Consider the following 16,939-nt stretch of genomic DNA (forward strand, 5'->3'; position numbering starts at 1 on the left):
AGGGGTCGCGAACGTAGGGTGGAGCACGTCGAGGTCTTTCGGCGATGGTGAGCGTGAAGAACTTCCATCATCCGGGAGACCTCGACCCCTACCCGGCCACCGACGCGCTCAACCGACTACACCCTCGTTCGTGAAGAGCCAAACCGGCTCTTCCCAGATGAGGGTGTAAGTCGGCCGGGAGCGTCGGTCCGCAGATAGATGTCGAGGTCTCCCGACGCTACCCCGCCGGCCCGCTTCGGCCGCCCTGACCTCACCGCCTTCGCGGCTCATCCCAATCGACCCTGATCGGGTCTGCTGACCCTCTCGACGAGAACGCAGCGACATCACAGCCACCCAACCCCGACCGTCCGGGAAGCCGGGGCACGTCACATGGGCTGTGCTGCGGGCGTGTCGAGTGGGTCGTCCAGGGGCGACGCAGGAGCGTCGACGCGACGTGCTGAGAGGTGGTTCGCCTAGAGCCTTGAACGTGCGCGCGATCCGCTCGGCCTCGTCGGGCGTCAGCACCCCGCCGGTGACCGGCGAGCAGCACGCCGCCGCGTCGGTCGGGAGGAGGGGGAGCGTCGTGGGCATGCAACGATTCTGGCACGTCACATTGACATTCGTCGATACATCGAGGATTCTCGATCCATCGAGTTCTGTCGATGCGTGAGGAGTGAGTGTAATGGTGAGCGCGTTGCCCGTGGTTGTGATCGGTGCCGGCCCGCAGGGGCTCGCAGCCGCCGCCCACCTGGTCGAGCGAGACGTGCCGGTCGTTGTGCTGGAGGCTGGAACCGGCCCGGCGTCGGCAGTTGCCGAGTGGGGTCATGTGCGCCTGTTCTCGGAGTGGCCGGAGCTGATCGACAGGGCGGGTGCGCGGATTCTTGAGCCCACCGGCTGGGCCGCTCCGACGACGGGGTATCCCACGGGCGCGCAGTGGATTAGCGGCTATCTCGCGCCGCTTGCCACCGAGCTGGGCGAGCGCGTGCGGTACGACGCTCGGGTCGTGGGGGTGTCCCGCCTGGGCCGTGACCGTCTCGTTGATGCCGGCCGCGGCGATCAGCCGTTCACCGTGCACGTGCAGCCGAGCGATGGGGAGGAGTACCGGTTGCAGGCGCGCGCCGTGATCGATGCCTCCGGTACGTGGTCCTCACCCAACCCCGCGGGCGCGGATGGTCTGCCCGCACTGGGCGAGCGGGCCGCCGCCGAGTTGCTGTCGTACCGCATCCCCGACTTCCGCGATCGGGAAGGCTTCGAGGGGAAGCACACGGTCGTCATCGGCTCCGGGCATTCGGCGGTGACCGCGGTCCTCGCGCTGGCGCGCATGGCGCGCCGTGACCCGGACACGACGGTGACGTGGGCGCTGCGCCGCGCCACCGCCGGGAACGCCTTCGGCGGCGGCGAGGCTGACGAGCTGCCGGCACGTGGGGCGCTGGGGATCAAGGTGAAGGAGTTCGTCGACGCCGGCCTGGTGTCGCTCGTGACCGGGTTCCGTGTCGAACGCGTCACCACGGACGGGGACCGGCCGGTCCTGGTGGCAGAAGACGGCCGCACGCTCACCGGCGATCGCGTCGTCGTGCTCACCGGGTTCCGTCCCGACCTATCGTTCCTGTCGGAGCTGCGGTTGGAGCTGGACCCCACGTTGCAGGCCCCCGTGCGGATCGCTGCGGAGGTCGACCCGAACGTTCACTCGTGTGGATCGGTCGCGGCGACCGGCGCGGCCGACCTCGCCCAGCCGGAACCTGACTTCTACCTCGTGGGCGCAAAGTCCTACGGGCGGGCACCGACCTTCCTCGCCCTCACCGGCTACGAACAAGTGCGCAGCGTCGTCGCGGAGCTCGCAGGCGACCACGAGGCCGCCCGCCGGGTGGAACTGGTCCTGCCCGACACGGGCGTCTGCGGCGGTTCCGGCCTGTTCGACGCTTCCGGGGCATCCCTCGGCGGTGCCTGCTGCGCCCCGCCGGCTCAGGTGCTCCAGATCGGACGCGCTCCAGCCACCGTCTGACCGGACACACGAGAGGGGGCGGGTCGCATCAAGCGATCCCGCCCCCTGTTGCTCTCAGCGTGCGAGGAGTGTGGTCTGAATCTTGTCGGAGACGGCTTCGCGCAGCGGCCGCACGGCCTCGGCGTCCCAGGCCTCCGGGTTGGGGAAGGACCACTCCAAGACCTCGCCGCGGGGCGTGGACGGCAGGGCGAGGCCGGGCTTCATCAGAACCACGACGTCCGCCTGATCCAGGTCGTCCGTGGTGACGGCACGGGGCACCCGGTCGGTGATGTCCATGCCCAGCTCAGCGACCGTGGCGGCAACGGCGGGGTTCACTTCGTCTGAGGGCGACAGTCCCGCCGACCTCGCGGTGAACCGGTCGCCGGCCAGGTGCTCCAGGAGGGCGGCGCCGAGCTGGGAGCGGCCGGCGTTGTGCTGGCAGATGAACAGGACGGTCGGAGTGTCAGTCACGGGTTCTCTTTCTAGGCAGGGTCAGATGGCGGCGAGCCGGGGCGCGAGTTCCGTGATGCGGCGCTCCAGCTCGTCGTAAGCGGTGTCGAAGGCGTCATCGGTGCCGACGCGCACCGGGTCGGGGATCGACCAGTGCAGATGCCCGGTCACCCCGAGTTCTTCGTGCGCGTTGTCGCACACGGTGACCACGAAATCCGAACCGGTCAGCACCGTCTCCAACGCCCGAGGCGACTCGCGGGGAAGGTCGAGCGCGTGACGATCCGCTGTCGCGATCGCGCCGGGGTCGATCCGGTCTGCGGGGTGGGTGCCGCCGGACGCGGCAGGGATGCTGCTGCGGGTCGACCACAACGCCGCGGCCAACTGCGATCTGGCCGAGTTCGCCGTGCACACGAACACCACGCGGCTCGCCCGCTCGAATCGACCGGGAGTGAGGCCCTGTAGTGCGGTGTCGGTCAGGTGGACGTAGCTGCGTCGCTTGTCCGCTTCCGACCGGGACCGGGCCACCATGCCCGCAGCCTCCAGCACGTTCAGGTGATGAGCAACGAGGTTTCCCGGCATGCCCAGAGCCGTCCGAATCTCCGACGGCGACAGGTCACCCAGCGTTAGGAGGTCCACGATCCGCAGGCGCGACGGGTCGCTCAACGCCGCGTGCCGAGCTGCCCGCGCCTCCACCGTGTCGGTTCGTTCAATGTTCATTGATTCAATGTTGACTGATCTACCCGGTTCGGGTCAAGATGAGCCGACATGAAAACCACCACCCGCCACCCGGCCGCGACCCGGCCGCACGTGCTGCGCCGTGCCGCTGCCGAGTTCGTCGGGACGGGCCTGCTCGTCACCGTCGTGGTCGGGTCGGGGATCGCCGCGCAGCGTCTCTCCCCGGATGATGTGGGATTGCAGCTTCTCGAGAACAGCCTGACCACGGCGCTCGGCCTGACGGTGCTGATCCTCATGCTCGGCCCGGTGTCGGGGGCACACTTCAACCCCGTGGTGTCGCTGACCGACTGGTTGCTTGGCCGTCGCGCGGGGACCGGCCTGCCGCCGCGCGATCTCGCCCCGTACCTCGCCGCGCAGATTCTCGGCGGCATCGCCGGCACCCTCCTGGCAGGAGTGATGTTCGACACCGCGCCCGCGCTCTCCGGCAACGACCGTGCGACCGGCGGGCACCTGGTCGGGGAAGTGGTCGCCACCGCCGGGCTCGTGCTGCTGATCTTCGCGCTCGCCCGCACCGGGAAAGGCTCAGTGACCGCGGCAGCGGTCGGTGCCTACATCGGCGCCGCGTACTGGTTCACCAGCTCCACATCGTTCGCCAACCCCGCCGTGACCATCGCCCGCATGTTCACTGACACGTTCGCCGGCATCGCCCCCGCATCGGTGGTCCCGTTCATCCTTGCCCAGCTCGTCGGCGCGGCCCTTGGGCTCGCGCTGCTGCTCGTTTTCTACCCGACCGCCGCGCGCACCGCGGGCGACGTCGTGGTGCCCACGCAACCCGAAACCACGTCCTGAAAGGCACCCCCATGCACCTCGTAGCGATCGGCGGAAGCGACGCCGGCATCTCCACCGCCCTGCGCGCCCGCGAACTCGACCCCTCCGTCGACGTCACCGTCGTGGTCGCGGACGCCTACCCGAACTTCTCCATCTGCGGCATCCCCTACTACTTCTCCCGCGAAGTGCAGCCCTGGCAGTCCCTCGCCCACCGCACGCACGCCGACCTCGAAGCAACCGGCATGAACCTGCGCCTAGACACTCTCGCCACCAGCATCAACGTCGACGGCCGCACGCTCACCGTCCGCGACGCCGCCGGCACCGAATCGACGATCGCGTACGACGAGCTCATGGTCGGCACCGGAGCATCCCCGTCCACCGCCGGGATCGCTGGCCTCGACCAGCTCGGCCCCGATGACGGTGTCCACCTGCTGCACTCGATGGGCGACACCTTCGCCCTGGAGCGCTACCTCGACGAGCACCAGCCCGAAACCGCGATCATCGTCGGCGCCGGCTACGTCGGCCTCGAAATGGCCGAAGCCCTCACCGTCCGCGGCCTGCAGGTCACCCAGCTCCAACGCGGCCCCGAAGTGCTCTCCACCCTCGACCCCGAACTGGGCTCCCTCGTCCGCGACGAACTCACCCGCCACGGCGTCGACGTCCTCACCGGAACCCGCATCGAAGCTGTCAGCCGCGACGCGGGCCGCCTCACCGTGACCGGCATCCGCGACGGTGACGCATTCTCCCGCAGCGCCGACCTCGTGCTCGTGGTCGTTGGCGTCCGCCCCAACACCAGCCTGCTCACCGCAGCCGGCGCAACCACAGGCGCCGGCGGTGCGGTCGTTGTCGACGAGCACATGCGCACCGGACTGCCGAATGTGTGGGCGGCAGGAGACGGCGTGGTCACCCACCACCGCCTCCTCGGTGTCACCTACCTGCCCCTCGGCACCACCTCCCACAAGCAGGGCCGCGTCGCCGGAGAAAACGCCATCGGCGGCAACACTCGGTTCGCCGGCAGCCTCGGCACCCAGGTCGTGAAGGTCTTCGACGTCGTAGCCGCCCGCACCGGCCTCCGCGACCACGAAGCCGCCGCCGCGGACTACGCCCCCCACAGCTACACCGCCGTCGCTGACGACCACAAGCGCTACTACCCCGGAGCCACCCCCATCAGCATCCGCATCACCGGAGACACCCGCGACGGCCGCCTCCTCGGTGCACAACTCGTCGGCACCCGCGGCGCCGAAATCTCCAAGCGTGTCGACACTTACGCCACCGCCCTGCACCACGGCATGACGGTGGCCGGAATGAGCGACCTCGACCTCTCCTACACACCCCCGCCCGGCTCCCCGTGGGATGCCGTGCAGATGGCAACCCAGGCATGGGAACGTGAAGCGCGGGCACTCACGCCGACCGTCTAGATGTTGCTGCCGCTGCCACACCGACGACCTCAGCGTGGGTGCGTGCGGACTCTCGACGGGCTTGCGCCGTCGCCGCTGCAAGAGCGACGCAGGCCAACACCCCGAGGGCAACCGCGGCGGCGAGGAGGCTTGTCCCGCCGAGCCATCCGGCTCTACACCCGCGTCTCTCTGCGGGTGCCAGCATGGGTGTGGGGCCGCATAGAGGTCGCGTGCCAGACGTCGGTGAACCACGCCGTACCGATCATGCCCCTTTCGTCAGACCTCATGGTTCCCCCCAGCCAAGCCGGAGATCTTCGTACGCGTACTTGTTCCCGGTGATGTCGTTGCTGAGTGTCCCGCCGCCCAGCTGGAAAACGGCAAATCCCGCCGGACCGATTGTGTACGTGCCGTCGTCGTTGTGACCGAGCGCCAGTACGTACTTCGAGCCGGGAACCAGCTCAACGTGCTCGTCGTATGCATAGGTCTGCGTTCGCTGACTGAGCTCTTCTTTTGTCAGCTCGGTCAGGCCGCTCTTCTCTGCGCTCTCCTTCGGTGAATCGTCGAGAACCTGCTGCAGTGTCACCGTGCCACCGGCGTAGAGAGCTATGAAGTCCGAGTCGGGTGGCGTTCCTTTGAGGACATCGCCGACGCGAAGACCTACCTCGGTGTACGGCATACCGCTACCGGGAATGACGAAGGTGGCTCTGTCGGCGATCGTTGTCACCTCAGCTGCGACGAGAAGATCAGCATGCTCGCGGATCTCGTCAATGCTGGTGACGTCGAATGCCCACATCACTGAGACCGTCACGTCAGGTTCGGACGCGATCCTGGTGGGAGCCGTCCCCTGGACGGTTGACGCTTCACTGCTGGCGGGCTCAGGTATGGCCGGTGGCGTAGCTGAGCATGAAGCCAGGACGAGGACAGCGAGCGGGAGAGCAGGAGGAACGAGCTTCTTCATCATCGATGCCTTCGTTCAGTACTTCGCGTTGAGCGGAGGATGACAGCCCGCCGGGAGCGCGTCAAGCAACCGCGCAAACACCGCCACGGCGGTCCGTCGGAACCTCGTAGTGGTCACCGTTTGTCGACGTCCGCGAGGTGACTGAGGCACGTCTCCGCCGGAAACGAAAACTAAAATGAGCCGTGTTGTCCGATGGGGGTGCTGCGTGAACGATGAGGAACCCTTAAGAGGCGGCAACGCGAGCGGGAGCGTCGTTCGAATCGGAGAGACGGTCCGCAAACCCTGGTCAGCCTCCACGCCGAGCGTTGTCGCCTTCGTTGAAGCGCTTCGGGCTGCGGGCGTGGATGCTCCGGCGCCGATGGGAAGAGACGAGCGCGGGCGGCAGGTGCAGGAGTTCGTCCCAGGAAGGCTCGCTATCCATGCTGACCCGCTGTCCCGTGCCGACCTGCACCGGGTCGGCGGGATGGTGCGGGCCATTCACGACGCGAGCGCGACCTACCTGCCGCCGGACGACGCGGTGTGGGAGACGGCGATACCGGCGCCTGCCAGTGAGTTCGTGTGCCACAACGACCTGGCCCCTTGGAACCTGCTAGTCGGGGACCGCTGGCTCTTCATCGATTGGGACGCGGCCGCCCCCAGTACTCGCCTATGGGATCTGGCCTACTCCGCGCAGGCTTTCACGCTCTCTGACACATCCCGAGACTCGCGCCTTGCTGCTGACGCCTTGTCGGCGTTCGTCGACGGATATCAAGCGGACGACAATATGCGACGCCTCCTGCCAGACGCTATGGCGGAGCGCACGGCGGCGATGTGCAACCTGCTGCGCGCATCGCACGACGCCGGCGAGGAGCCCTGGGCGTCGATGTTCACAGCCGGCCACGGCGATCACTGGTCTTCTGCGGACGATTATGTTCGAACTCATCGCACCACCTGGGTGGAAGCTCTCCTGCCTACCTGATGCCCGGGCCGGAAACGGCCCACAAGGGGGGGGAGAGTAGGGTGCGCTGATATGGGCAACGAGAACCGGTGGCGGCCATTGATTGCGATCCTCGCGAACCCGGAAACTCGGCGTATCGCAGCGCAGATGATGCTTGGCGGGTCACTCGAAGAAGCGACCACGGGCCTCTCCCCGTCGAGGCGTCGGCGGGCGACCGAATCCATGATGCGGAGCGGGCTCGTCCGTGCCGACGATCAGACCTTCGATCCGGACGTCTTCACGGCGATCCTGGATGCCGCTCCCGTCGCACAGCGGCAGGGTATTGAACGATTCGTCGACGGACGTCGCATCCGCCAGTACCCCGCCAATCTCGAGCAGCGCGGCGAGCTCCTGGCGTGGGTGGCGGGGAACGTGTTCGAGCCGGGGGAGATTCTCGCTGAGCGCGAGGTCAACGAGCGGCTCCTCGCTTACTCGGAGGATGTCGCGGTGCTCCGTCGCTATCTTGTCGACTACCAGCTCGTCGAACGCCGTTCCGATGGCACCGAGTACTGCTTGACCGGGAGCGGACCGATCGTCGCTGTCGAGTAGGCCTCGTCGCCGACGAGTCGACGCGGGCAGCTCGCGAGGTCGTGGCGCTGCCGTTACCCTCAACCCATGGCTCTCGCACTCGTGACCGGAGCTGCGCGTGCCGACAGCATCGCCGCCGGCATCGTTCCCCGCTTGGTGGCGGACGGGTGGGAGGTTGTGATCAGCGACCTGGGCAGCGGCGACTACCCGTGCGATCTGTCAGACCCGTCTTCCCCGACCGAGCTCATCGAACGGATCACGCGCGAGCGGGGTCCGCTGTCTGCCCTCGTCCTCAGCCATGCTCACGACGTGGAATCCGGCATTCTCGACACCACCGCCGCGAGCTTCGACATGCACGTCGCCGTCAATGCCCGGGCAACCCTGCTGCTCATCGCCGCGTTCGCTCGCGAAGTCGACGAGGGCGGTGGAGCGATCGTCGCATTCACCAGCGATCACACAACCGGCAATCTCCCCTACGGCGCATCCAAGGGCGCCCTGGATCGGATCGTCATCTCCGCTGCGCGCGAGCTCGGCGCGAAGGGCATTTCGGCCAATGTCGTGAACCCGGGCCCGATCGACACCGGCTGGATGGACGACGAGACACGAACAGTGCTGACCGCGCACCACCCACTGGGCAGAGCCGGCACCCCGAAGGACATCGCCGGCATCACCGCGTTCTTGCTCTCTGACGAAGGCCGCTGGATCAGCGGCCAGCTCCTTCACACCGACGGGGGCTTCTCCGCGCGGTTCTGAGAGCCAGCCCGAAGTCACGAGCACGTGGCGGATGGGAGGATGAGAGGATGCCGCACACCATCGTCGTCACCGGTGCCGGATCGGGCATCGGCCGCCTCCTCGCAGAGCGCCTCGCCGCCCGCGGCGACCGAATCATCGTCATCGCCCGCAGCGCCGCCCGTGCCGGCGAGCTCACCGCCGCGCTGCCGGGATCCCGCGCCGTGATCGCCGACCTCGCGCAGCCTGCCCGCCTTGCAGCGGCGCTCGAAGCAACCGACCTTCCCGACCACATCGACGCCATCGTGCACGCGGCCGGCATCGTCGACCTCGGACACGTCGCCGACCTGCCTGTCACGTCGTGGACCGAGCAGCTCGCCGTCAATCTCGTCGCGCCCGCCGAGCTCACCCGGCTCCTCCTGCCTCGCGTCCGTGCGGCGCGCGGCCAGATCGTCTTCGTGAACTCCGGCGCCGGGCTCACCGCGCACCCCGAGTGGGCGGCGTACGCGGCATCCAAGCACGGGTTGAAGGCGCTCGCCGATGCGCTTCGCGGCGAAGAGGCGCCGCAGGGCGTGCGCGTCACGACGATCTACCCGGGCCGCACCGCGACCCCGATGCAGGCGAAGGTGCACGAGCAGGAAGGCGCCGCCTACGACCCGAGCGCCTGGATCGACCCGGCATCCGTCGTCACGGCCACCCTCACCGCCCTCGACCTGCCGCGCGATGCGGTGATCAGCGACCTCTCGGTCCGTCCCGGTCCGCGCTGAGCGGGACTCCGTCAGGCGGCCGGCGCAGGGTTCGCGAGTACCTCGGCGAAGACCGACTCGGCGGCACCGATGAGCAGCCGGTGCTCGGCGAGCTCGGCCGGGAGGATGCGTACGTCCTCGCCGCACGCGGGCATCGCCCGCGCTCGCACGGCCTGAACGAGCGCGTCGTTGTCGAGCTCGGCGAGCACCGACAAGAAGCCGCCCAGCACGATGGCGGACGGGTACGACCTGGTCGATGCCGCGCGCGGCGCCGAACAGGTGCTCGGCGAGCGTGCCGAGGGTCGCGTCGTTGCCGACGACGACGGGGAATCCGGTCGCTTCGGCGACGATGTCGCGAAGCGGGGTGTCGACCCAGCCGAGGTGCGGAGCGTCGCGGACGAGTCCGTCGTCGCTGCGGACCAGGCCCGGCACGGCGAGTCCGATGCCGAGGATGCGGGCGTCGGCCAGTTCGCCCGCACGCCGACCGTCCTCCGCGTCGCCCACGAGGAGGGCCTTGCGGTACCCGATGACCTCTCGATCATCGGGTTCGACGCCCCGCGCGCCACGACCGCGGTGCGGCGGAGCGGGTGAGCTCACAGGGCGCTCATCAGGGCTCCGCCTAGCCTCGGCCGCATGTCCACCCCGCTCGACGAGCAGCAGATCACCGTGTCCGCGGCATCCCTCCGGGCGATGCGCGACGAGTTCCAGCGTTTCCTCATGGAGTACCGCTTCGGGCTCCAGGAGGTGGAGACGAAGATCTCGATCCTCCGCGAGGAGTTCCACGAGATGCACGACTACAACCCGATCGAGCACGTCTCGAGTCGTGTGAAGACTCCCGACAGCCTTGTCGAGAAGATCCAGCGCAAGGGCATCGACCCCGACTTCGAGTCGATCCGCTCCGGCATCACCGACATCGCCGGCATCCGCATCACCTGCAGTTTCGTGACCGACGCCTATCGGCTGTTCGACCTGCTCACCGCGCAGGACGACATCCGTGTGCGCGAGGTCAAGGACTACATCGCGGTGCCCAAGGAGAACGGCTACAAGAGCCTGCACGTCATCGTCGAGGTGCCCGTGTTCCTCTCGACCGGTCGCGTGGACGTGCCCGTTGAGGTGCAGTTCCGGACGATCGCGATGGACTTCTGGGCCAGCCTCGAGCACAAGATCTACTACAAGTACGAACGTCAGGTCCCGGCCGATCTCCTGGCGGGGCTGAAGGATGCCGCGGAGACCGCCGCCGAGCTCGATGCCCGGATGGAGCGGCTCCACCGCGAGATCCGCGGCGGGCAGCCGCCGCAACCCGAGGACGCGGGCGCGACGACCCTCGTCTGACGCAGCGGCTCGTGCGGGTCGACAATGGGACGATGACGGATGCCACGACCGATGCGATCCTGCGCGCTGCGCGCGAGCGACTGGCCGGATCTCCGCGCGAGCGGCTGGGCGACTGGGCGGCATCCCGTCGATTGCTCGGCCTGGGTCGGGCGCCGCGCATCGTGCCCGTTACCGACGCCTGGCATGTCGGGGTGCTGCTGATCGGCGATGACCGCGTGTTTGCGACGGGGGAGATTCTGCGCGCGCGTCACGACGCGGTGCGCGGGTTCACCGCGGAGTCGCAGCGTGCCCGCTCGGATCGCGCGGCCGCAGCACATCGGGGCGGTTTCGCAGAGGGGGAGGTCGTCCACCTCGGGTGGGAGGAACTGGATGCCGCGGCGGTCGACCGAGGTGAACGCTCGGGAATCCTGTCGCTCGCGGCGGGTGTCCCGCACGTCCGATGGAGTGCGGGCGGCGCCACGCGTCCTCTCGCGGACTACCTCGACGATCTGCTGTCGTTGCGTTGAGCCGATCTCCTGCCCCACGAGGACGCCGTGTCAAGGACCCCACCTCGGAAACATGGCGTGGATAGTGTGGCCTTTCACCTAACTGGGGAGAACGCATGCAGGTATGGCCCGGATCCGCCTATCCGCTGGGAGCCACTTTCGACGGGAACGGAACGAACTTCGCCCTGTTCAGCGAGGGCGCCGAGAAGGTCGAGCTCTGCCTGTTCGACGAGAACGGCGAGGAGACGCGCGTCGAGCTGATCGATGTCGATGCCTTCGTCTGGCACGCCTACCTTCCGACGGTGCAACCGGGGCAGCGCTACGGCTACCGCGTCCACGGCCCGTACGACCCGGCCAGCGGGCAGCGGTTCAACGCGAACAAGCTGCTGCTCGACCCGTACGCGAAGGCCGTGGACGGTCAGATCCAGTGGGACCAGTCGGTCTTCAGCTACACCTTCGGCGACCCCGACTCGACCAACGACGACGACTCGGCCGCGGCCATGATGAAGGGCGTCGTCGTCAATCCCTACTTCGACTGGCAGGGCGACCGCCAGCCGAAGACGCCCTACGCGGAGAGCGTCATCTACGAAGCCCACGTGAAGGGCCTCACGATGACGCACCCCGACATCCCCGAGGACATCCGGGGCACCTATAGTGCGATCGCGCATCCCGTGGTCATCGAGCACCTCAAGAAAATCGGGGTGACGGCGCTCGAGCTCATGCCTGTGCACCAGTTCGTCAATGACTCCACCCTGCAGGAGAAGGGGCTCTCGAACTATTGGGGTTACAACACGATCGCCTTCTTCGCCCCGCAGAACACATACTCGTCGGCGGGTGGGGTGGGTCAGCAGGTGCAGGAGTTCAAGGCGATGGTGCGCGCGCTCCACGCGGCGGGCATCGAGGTCATCCTCGACGTCGTCTACAACCACACCGCCGAGGGCAATCACATGGGCCCGACGCTATCGATGCGCGGCATCGACAACATCGCCTACTACCGGCTCGAAGACGACGACAAGCGGTACTACACCGACTACACCGGCACCGGGAACAGCCTCAACGTCGGCAACCCCCACACGCTGCAGCTCATCATGGACTCGCTGCGCTACTGGGTGCTCGAAATGCACGTCGACGGGTTCCGCTTCGACCTCGCCTCGACGCTCGCCCGCGAGTTCTACGACGTCGACCGCCTGTCGGCCTTCTTCGAGCTCGTGCAGCAGGACCCGGTAGTCAGCCAGGTGAAGCTGATCGCCGAGCCGTGGGACATCGGCCCCGGCGGCTACCAGGTGGGCAACTTCCCGCCGCAGTGGACCGAGTGGAACGGCAAGTACCGCGACCAGGTGCGCGACTTCTGGCGCGGCGAGCCGACGGCGCTCGGCGAGTTCGCGAGCCGCCTGGCCGGCTCCGCCGATCTGTACGAGCACTCCGGTCGCCGGCCCGTCGCATCCATCAACTTCGTCACCGCGCACGACGGCTTCACGCTCCGCGACCTCGTCAGCTACAACGAGAAGCACAACGAGGCCAACGGCGAGGACGGCAACGACGGCGAGAGCCACAACCGCTCCTACAACTACGGCGTCGAGGGGCCGACCGACGACCCCGAGATCCTCGCGATCCGCGCCCGCCAGCAGCGCAACTTCCTCGCGACGCTGCTGCTGAGCCAGGGCGTGCCGATGATCCTGCACGGCGACGAGCTCGGCCGCACGCAGCGGGGCAACAACAACACCTACGCGCAGGACTCCGAGCTCAGCTGGATCGACTGGTCGGCGATCGACCAGCCGCTCATCGAGTTCACGGCCGCGATCGCGCAGCTGCGCCACGACCACCCGACCTTCCGCCGGAAGCGCTTCTTCACCGGCACGACGGTGCGCACGGGCAACGGCGAGCGGCTCAACGACATCGTGTGGCTGCGCGGCGACGGCACCCCGATGGAGGACGGCGACTGGGATGCCGCGGCGAGCGAGAAGACCGTCGGCATGTACCTGAACGGCCACGGCATCGCCGGCCGCGGCGAGCGCGGCGAGCGGATCGTCGACGACCACTTCCTCATCTACTGCAGCGCCTCGGACGAGGAGCGCGAGCTCACGCTGCCGCCGAGCGAGTACTCGGAGGCGTGGGACGTGCTGATCGACACCGGCGCGCAGGAGCCGCACAACGGCCGCGTCGATGCCGGCACCGCGCTCCGCATCGCGCCGCGCGCGCTGCTCGTGCTCCGCGAGCACCGCCCGCCGGTCGAGCATGACTTCTCGGTCGCGGCCTCGATCGCGGCGACGAACGGGCTCGCGACCGGTGCGATCCCCACGGTCGCCGCCGACGCATCCGAACCCCAGGACTGAGGAGATCCGTGCACGCGCCGCAGAGCACCTACCGACTGCAGATCAGCGAGGAGTTCACGCTCCTCGACGCGGCCGCCCGGCTCGAGGCGCTCGCCGACCTCGGGGTCGACTGGGTGTACCTCTCGCCGATCCTCGACGCCGAGCCCGGCTCGAACCACGGCTACGACGTCGTCTCGCACGCGCGGATCGACGCGTCGCGCGGCGGCTCCGAGGGGTTGGATGCGGTGGCGCAGGAGGCGCGCAGGCTCGGCATGGGCGTGCTCGTCGACATCGTGCCGAACCACATGGGCGTCGCGGTGCCCGAGCACAACGCGTGGTGGTGGCAGCTGCTGCGAGAGGGGCGCGAGAGCGCGATAGCACCGTACTTCGACGTCGACTGGGACGCGGGCGGCGGCAAGCTGCTGCTGCCGATCGTCGGCGACGACGACTGGTCGGAGGACGGCACCGTCGGCCACCTCGCCATCGAGGACGGCGGCGAGGCGCTCCGGTACTGGGACACGCGGCTGCCGATCGCACCCGGCACCGGCGAGGGCACGCCGCACGAGGTGCTCGAGCGGCAGCACTACCGGCTCGGGCACTGGAAGCAGGGCGACGACCAGCTGAACTACCGTCGCTTCTTCGCCGTCTCGACGCTCGCCGCCGTGCGGGTCGAGCTGCCCGAGGTCTTCGAGGCGACGCACGCCGAGATCGCGCGCTGGTTCGACGAGCGGCTCGTGCAGGGACTGCGCGTCGACCACCCGGACGGCTTGCGCGACCCTGCGCGCTATCTCGACGACCTCGACCGGCTCACGGGCGGCGCGTTCGTGCTCGTCGAGAAGATCCTCGAGCCGGGGGAGGAGCTGCCGCGCTGGGCGACCGCCGGCACGACCGGCTACGACACGCTCGGGCTCATCGACCGCGTGCTCACCGACCCCGCCGCGGCCGAGCCGCTCGACGCGCTCGACGCGCGGCTGCGCGGCGGCGAACGCGTCGACTGGGCCGAGATGATCCACGGCACGAAGCGCGGCATCGCCGACGGCATCCTGCGCGCGGAGGTGCTGCGGCTCGAGCGCGAGGTGCGCGCGGCGGATGCATGGGGCGATCGGGGCGCGCCGGTCGACGCCGCCGACGCGATCGCCGAGCTGCTCGCGTGCTTCCCCGTCTACCGCTCCTACCTGCCCGAGGGGCGCGACCACCTCGGCCGCGCGGCCGAGCTCGCGAAGCAGCACCGGCCCGACCTCGCCGACACGATCGACGCGCTGCTCCCGGTGCTCGGCAACCCCGAGCAGCCCGCCGCGCTGCGCTTCCAGCAGACGAGCGGCATGGTGATGGCGAAGGGCGTCGAGGACACCGCGTTCTACCGCTACTCGAGGCTCACGAGCCTCAACGAGGTGGGCGGCGATCCCGAGGTCTTCTCCGTCGATGTCGAGGAGTTCCACACCTCGATGGCGCAGCGCCAGCAGGAGTGGCCGCTCGCGATGAACGCCCTGTCGACCCACGACACGAAGCGCGGCGAGGACGTGCGCGCGCGCATCACGACCATCTCCGAGGTGCCGGGCGACTGGGAGGCGCTGCTCGACAAGCTGCTCGTCTTCGCGCCCAAGCAGGGCCGGCCCTTCGTCAACCTGCTGCTGCAGGCGATCGTCGGCGCGTGGCCGGCGAGCGAGGAGCGGCTCCTCGCCTACATGGAGAAGGCGTCGCGCGAGGCCGACGACATCACGCACTGGACGGCCCCCGACGCGGAGTTCGAGGCCAACCTCACCGAGCTCGTGCGGCAAGTGCTGCAGGAGCCCGCGAGCCGCGACGTCGAGGCGTTCCTCGAGGCGACCGACGCGGGCTTCCGCGCGAACGTGCTGAGCGCGAAGCTGCTGAGCCTCACGATCCCCGGCTTCCCCGACGTGTACCAGGGCTCCGAGGCGCTCGAGCAGTCGCTCGTCGACCCCGACAACCGCCGCCCGATCGATTGGGAGCGGATGGATGCGCTGCGCGAGTCCGCGCGCTCGCCCCTGTCGGGCGGGTGGGACCTCGAGGTCGCCAAGACGCGGCTCGTGCGCGAGGCGCTGCGCTTGCGCCGCGATCACCCCGAGCGCTTCGCGGACTACGCGCCGATCCTGCCGCACGGCGAGGCGGCCGCGCACGCGATCGCGTTCGACCGCGGCGGGGCGATCGCAGTCGCGACGCGCATGCCGATCGGGCTCGCCCAGCGCGGCGGCTGGGGCGACACGACGATCCAGCTGCCCGAGGGCCACTGGCGCGAGTTGCTGACGACGAAGGAGCTGCGCGGCGGGGAGACGAGGCTCGCCGACCTCCTCTCGACGCTGCCGGTCGCGCTCCTCACGCGCGCCGACGCCTGACCGCTCACGTCCGCGCGCTCGAGCGGTCACTTCCGCGCTCGAGCGGTCATTTCCGTCTTCGAGCGGTCGCTTCCGTCTTCGAGCGGTCACTTCCGTCTTCGAGCGGTCACTTCCGTCTTCGAGCGGTCACTTCCGTCTTCGAGCGGTCACTTCCGCGCTCGAGCGGTCGCTTCCGCGTTCGAGCGGTCAGCTGCGCCCGCCCGCGGCCCTGCCGACGCCGCGTCCGCTGCCACGCTCGATCGGCGGCTCGGACGCGCGGCATCGACCGCTCAGGGGCGGAACTGACCGCTCAGGGGCGGAACTGGCCGTTCATGAGCGGAAGTGACCGGTCACGGGTGGAAGTGACCGCTCAGGGTTGAGATGCTCTCGGCGCGTTCGCAGACGCTGTTACTACGATGGGCGGGTCTCGCGTGCTGGAGCTCGCGACTCGGTTCGCGTCGCATCGACTGCGACGCCGAGCCGGTCGCGCCGCCGCCGGAGGGGTCGGGCTGCTGGTGGGTGTGCTCGGCCCCTCCGCCGCGGCGCGCCGCGCGCGTCTGATGCGCTCGGGCACAGGGGAGGCATAGCCTGCCCTCATGCAGCACGACGCGCAGACGCCCGACGACCACCAGCAGCCGCGCTACGGCCAGCCGCAGCAGGGCCAGCCCTACGGCGGTCAGCCGTCCAGCGAGCCCTACGGCGATCAGCCGGTGAGCTACGCGCCGTACGGCCAGGGCGCCGAGTACGGCCACGGCGCGCAGCACGGCCAGCCCGCCTACGGCGCGGCCATGCCGATGCCTGCAGTCGTCAAATGGGGCCTCGGCATCCAGTGGGCCGGCGTCGCGCTCGGGGTCATCGGCATCGGGATCGCCGGGCTCGGCCTGCTCGCGTTCGCGGGCGCGGGCGACGCGGGGATGCTCGGCGCGGTCGGGATGCTGATCGCCGTGGCGGCCGTGCTCGTCGTCGCGCAGGTCATCGTGCTGCTGTTCGCCACGAAGGGCCGGAACTGGGCGCGCATCGTGCTCGCGGTGCTCGCCGCGCTCGGCATCATCACGTCCCTCTCCTCAGGCCAGGGGCCTCAACTTCGGCTCGCTCATCTCGATCCTCAGCGTCGTGCTGCTCTTCCTGCCCGCGGCCAACGAGTGGTACCGCGCGCGATCCGCGCAGCGGTAGCGAGGCGCCCCGGCCGGCTCCCAGGCAACGGGCAGGCTCGCGCGGCGCGGCCGTCCT

15 protein-coding genes and 2 pseudogenes are annotated in these 16,939 nt (G+C 69.2%); 12 read left to right on the forward strand and 5 right to left on the reverse strand.

Annotated features, from left to right (window positions below; genetic code table 11):
• Positions 1–661: 661 nt before the first annotated feature.
• On the forward strand, positions 662–1,981 hold the full coding sequence (locus ACHFGS_RS05175; RefSeq protein WP_394278178.1) for an FAD-dependent oxidoreductase: 1,320 nt from the start codon (positions 662–664) through the stop codon (positions 1,979–1,981).
• Between the two features lie 54 nt (positions 1,982–2,035).
• Here ACHFGS_RS05175 and ACHFGS_RS05180 read toward each other — a convergent pair whose 3' ends face one another.
• Together ACHFGS_RS05180 and ACHFGS_RS05185 are read right to left on the reverse strand one after the other, a co-directional pair.
• Positions 2,036–2,431, reverse strand: coding sequence for a low molecular weight phosphatase family protein (locus tag ACHFGS_RS05180; protein ID WP_394278179.1), 396 nt, complete (start codon positions 2,429–2,431; stop codon positions 2,036–2,038).
• Between the two features lie 21 nt (positions 2,432–2,452).
• The gene (locus tag ACHFGS_RS05185) at positions 2,453–3,127 is read right to left on the reverse strand and encodes a helix-turn-helix domain-containing protein (protein ID WP_394278180.1); all 675 of its coding nucleotides are present in this window, start codon (positions 3,125–3,127) and stop codon (positions 2,453–2,455) included.
• A 48-nt stretch (positions 3,128–3,175) separates the two neighbouring features.
• Here ACHFGS_RS05185 and ACHFGS_RS05190 point away from each other — a divergent pair, with 48 nt between their 5' ends.
• Entirely contained in the window at positions 3,176–3,934 is a 759-nt protein-coding gene (locus ACHFGS_RS05190; RefSeq protein WP_394278181.1) for an aquaporin, read from the forward strand.
• A gap of 11 nt (positions 3,935–3,945) precedes the next feature.
• Positions 3,946–5,331 carry an FAD-dependent oxidoreductase gene (locus tag ACHFGS_RS05195; protein ID WP_394278182.1) on the forward strand — a complete coding sequence of 462 codons (1,386 nt, stop codon included), beginning with the start codon at positions 3,946–3,948 and terminating at the stop codon, positions 5,329–5,331.
• Between the two features lie 262 nt (positions 5,332–5,593).
• Here the strand turns inward: ACHFGS_RS05195 and ACHFGS_RS05200 are convergent, their stop codons facing one another.
• The gene (locus ACHFGS_RS05200) at positions 5,594–6,271 is read right to left on the reverse strand and encodes a hypothetical protein (RefSeq protein WP_394278183.1); all 678 of its coding nucleotides are present in this window, start codon (positions 6,269–6,271) and stop codon (positions 5,594–5,596) included.
• A gap of 202 nt (positions 6,272–6,473) precedes the next feature.
• Here ACHFGS_RS05200 and ACHFGS_RS05205 point away from each other — a divergent pair, with 202 nt between their 5' ends.
• The 4 genes from ACHFGS_RS05205 to ACHFGS_RS05220 all read left to right on the forward strand — a co-directional run bounded on the left by ACHFGS_RS05205 (position 6,474) and on the right by ACHFGS_RS05220 (position 9,268).
• Positions 6,474–7,226 (forward strand): phosphotransferase enzyme family protein, encoded by a 753-nt coding sequence (locus ACHFGS_RS05205; protein WP_394278184.1) that lies wholly within the window; start codon positions 6,474–6,476, stop codon positions 7,224–7,226.
• A 201-nt stretch (positions 7,227–7,427) separates the two neighbouring features.
• Positions 7,428–7,793: a DUF2087 domain-containing protein gene (locus tag ACHFGS_RS05210; protein ID WP_394289246.1), complete on the forward strand. Its 366-nt coding sequence runs from the start codon at positions 7,428–7,430 to the stop codon at positions 7,791–7,793.
• Positions 7,794–7,859: 66 nt separating this feature from the next.
• Positions 7,860–8,525: an SDR family oxidoreductase gene (locus ACHFGS_RS05215; protein ID WP_394289247.1), complete on the forward strand. Its 666-nt coding sequence runs from the start codon at positions 7,860–7,862 to the stop codon at positions 8,523–8,525.
• A gap of 47 nt (positions 8,526–8,572) precedes the next feature.
• Positions 8,573–9,268, forward strand: a complete 696-nt coding sequence (locus ACHFGS_RS05220; protein ID WP_394278897.1) for an SDR family oxidoreductase — start codon at positions 8,573–8,575, stop codon at positions 9,266–9,268.
• Positions 9,269–9,279: 11 nt separating this feature from the next.
• On the opposite strand, the gene ACHFGS_RS05225 is transcribed toward ACHFGS_RS05220, so the two are convergent.
• Together ACHFGS_RS05225 and ACHFGS_RS05230 are read right to left on the reverse strand one after the other, a co-directional pair.
• Positions 9,280–9,477: a hypothetical protein gene (locus tag ACHFGS_RS05225; RefSeq protein WP_394278896.1), complete on the reverse strand. Its 198-nt coding sequence runs from the start codon at positions 9,475–9,477 to the stop codon at positions 9,280–9,282.
• A 67-nt stretch (positions 9,478–9,544) separates the two neighbouring features.
• Positions 9,545–9,844 (reverse strand): annotated as a pseudogene (locus ACHFGS_RS05230) (ROK family protein); the annotation flags it as partial.
• A 36-nt stretch (positions 9,845–9,880) separates the two neighbouring features.
• Between ACHFGS_RS05230 and ACHFGS_RS05235 the strand changes: the two are divergent.
• The 5 genes and pseudogenes from ACHFGS_RS05235 to ACHFGS_RS05255 form a co-directional block, all read left to right on the forward strand.
• A complete protein-coding gene (locus ACHFGS_RS05235) occupies positions 9,881–10,579 on the forward strand; it encodes a GTP pyrophosphokinase family protein (protein ID WP_394278895.1) in 699 nt (232 codons plus the stop codon).
• Between the two features lie 32 nt (positions 10,580–10,611).
• Positions 10,612–11,085 carry a glutaminase gene (locus ACHFGS_RS05240; RefSeq protein WP_394278894.1) on the forward strand — a complete coding sequence of 158 codons (474 nt, stop codon included), beginning with the start codon at positions 10,612–10,614 and terminating at the stop codon, positions 11,083–11,085.
• 95 nt (positions 11,086–11,180) lie between these two features.
• A complete protein-coding gene (gene glgX, locus ACHFGS_RS05245) occupies positions 11,181–13,397 on the forward strand; it encodes a glycogen debranching protein GlgX (protein ID WP_394289248.1) in 2,217 nt (738 codons plus the stop codon).
• Between the two features lie 8 nt (positions 13,398–13,405).
• A complete protein-coding gene (treY, locus tag ACHFGS_RS05250) occupies positions 13,406–15,730 on the forward strand; it encodes a malto-oligosyltrehalose synthase (protein ID WP_394289249.1) in 2,325 nt (774 codons plus the stop codon).
• A 575-nt stretch (positions 15,731–16,305) separates the two neighbouring features.
• Positions 16,306–16,939, forward strand: a pseudogene (locus ACHFGS_RS05255) (hypothetical protein); the annotation flags it as partial.

It is taken from the genome of Microbacterium sp. (assembly GCF_043427715.1).
Classification (GTDB): Bacteria; Actinomycetota; Actinomycetes; order Actinomycetales; family Microbacteriaceae; genus Microbacterium.